The organism is Litorimonas sp. (assembly GCA_029936425.1).
GTDB lineage: Bacteria > Pseudomonadota > Alphaproteobacteria > Caulobacterales > Maricaulaceae > Litorimonas.
On the sequence record JAPYSU010000066.1, the window covers coordinates 1 to 2201 of the forward strand.

Consider the following 2201-nt stretch of genomic DNA (forward strand, 5'->3'; position numbering starts at 1 on the left):
ACGTTGTCGAATCCGTTCTCCAACAACTCTTTCGTGGCAACGATGCCACCAGGGACAGCACCAACAACAATACACTAATATATATTTTATTAAGATTCAATATTCATTCTTCCACTAATGAACAAAAACCGCCTAGCCGGCAGCAGTCGATAACTAACTAACAAAAAGAGACGAAGAGAACTTCTCGGTTATGATCATTGATTTTTCACCGCAGGAATAAACACTATATGTTCGGGACAGCAATTCACTGTCGACTGGAACCGAAAGGTACCCAGATATCTCAACATTGGAATTTTCACTTTCTGCGGAAAAGTCTGTTTTATATGTTTCAAGCTTATGCTTTGACCAAAGCTTTCCAATTGGTGTTTTCGAATCAATTAATTCATTACGAAAACATTCAGGAAGCCTATCAATGAGTATTGTTGACTCAGCATATATATAGTTTTCATCTGTATGCTTCCCTTTAAGAATTATCTTTCTTATCAATACAGGGCCTTCATTCTGGTATACGCCGTGAGCATGTGATGCGGGAACCTCATCATGGTTATTGATAATCGCCTGATACAATTTCTCGATTACAATCGGCTCGCGAGAAAGATGTTCTAGAAGCTCAGTCACCGTGCCATCAGTCATCAACAGTATTTTCTGAAGGTGGCTTAATTTGTTTTTGTTAATGTTTTTATTGATCAACAGCTTATCAGGGTAATAGTCCGCATTAGCAGTTTCCTGGCCACCACACTCAAGACTTGAACGATAGTGGCTATAACCACTTCCTTCCTTACTTCCTTCCTTATCGGCATCCATTGTCCGCTCCTGACATCCCTTCTCTTTTCTTTATTTTTACTTGGCACCCATCAAGGTCGCTGCTTTTCTCTCGACCTTGTCCAGACTTTCACGATCAAACCCCGCGACTTTCTTGTAATCTTTAAGAATGAACTGCAGCTCCTCATGAGCGATGACATCATCAATGTGATCAAAACCAAGTGGAGCTCTTTGCTCAACAAGATCAATACATCGCTCGGGCCCTGCCCGTCGGTTTTTCATGACGATTTCAGATGTCGCTGGCCTTCTCTCTTGATCGTACCGATCAAGCGCCAAGCCGATACCGGGCTCACTCATGAGTGACTGCGACAACGATTCAGCATCCAGAATCGCTTGCGACGCACCATTGGAGCCAGAGGGGTACATTGGATGAGCGGCATCACCAAGCAAGGTGACGTTATTCAGATTCCAGGAAGGAAGGGGGTCACGATCTACCTGAGGGTATTTGTATATCACTTCGGCATTAGCGATCAGCTCAGATGCCATCAGAAAATCAAACTTTCGGAAATCTTCTGGTATCTCGCTATCTTCAGCCTGGTGTATCCAGTCCTGGCGCGGCATTTCCTGTGCTGAAGCGGTCTTGTATTTAGCAACCCAGTTCACCAGATAACGGCCATCCCCGCCCTTCTCGATGGGGTACATAACCATTCTGTGCTCGGATTTTCCGGCAATTATCATGGATTCGAAGATCGTGTTGGCCGGCATATAGGACACCGCCCGCCACATTGTAATCCCGTCCCATTTGGGATCACCTTCATTGGGATACATCTCTTTTCTTATTGCAGAATGAATCCCATCACAGCCAATCAGTAAATCAAATTCTTCCTGGCCATTCTCAAAGTAGGCCTGGGCAGGCGCCCCTGGGGTGGACGAAAACCCCGTACAACGGTGACCTGCCTTGATTCTATCTATACCTAATCGCTCGACTACGGCCGCGTGCAGTTTCTGTATTAATTGTGATCTATGAATAGAGATCTGAGGCCAACGGTAGCCTGCGTTTATCCCTCTCTCATCTGAAAGGATCAACTGCCCCCATTGGGTGTAATAACTCAGGGTGCCCGTTTCCACGCTGGCCGCCACAAGCGGGGCCAGTAAACCAAGCCCGCTCATAACCTGCATGGCATGAGGAAGAATATTAATGCCTACACCGAGATCGCTTATCTCTTCTGCCGCTTCGTAGATCTGTATGTCTCTGTAGCCCTTATCTATCAGAGATAACGCCAGCGTCAGCCCTCCTACACCGGCCCCCACAATACCAATTCTCATTATCCTAGTTCCTTTAGGAGTCCAACCAAAAACAAACAAGAACGATCATTCCAGTATTGGGCAACAAACTACATAAGCAAAATTTCTTTTGCAACAGAGAATTTAAATATATG

Annotated in this window: 2 protein-coding genes; both read right to left on the reverse strand. The window is 45.2% G+C overall.

What is annotated here, in order from left to right; all coding sequences use genetic code 11:
• Positions 1 to 153: 153 nt before the first annotated feature.
• Entirely contained in the window at positions 154 to 804 is a 651-nt protein-coding gene (locus ACN0IC_RS15075) for a chorismate--pyruvate lyase family protein (RefSeq protein ID WP_416879583.1), read from the reverse strand.
• Positions 805 to 840: 36 nt separating this feature from the next.
• Positions 841 to 2088 carry an FAD-dependent monooxygenase gene (locus tag ACN0IC_RS15080; RefSeq protein WP_416879584.1) on the reverse strand — a complete coding sequence of 416 codons (1248 nt, stop codon included), beginning with the start codon at positions 2086 to 2088 and terminating at the stop codon, positions 841 to 843.
• Positions 2089 to 2201 lie beyond the last annotated feature (113 nt).

What these genes read in the sequence shown, in the direction of transcription:
- ACN0IC_RS15080 (WP_416879584.1), bottom strand. Translation starts at nt 2,088, where the DNA reads ATGAGAATTGGTATTGTGGGGGCCGGTGTAGGAGGGCTGACGCTGGCG.
- ACN0IC_RS15075 (WP_416879583.1), bottom strand. Translation starts at nt 804, where the DNA reads ATGGATGCCGATAAGGAAGGAAGTAAGGAAGGAAGTGGTTATAGCCAC.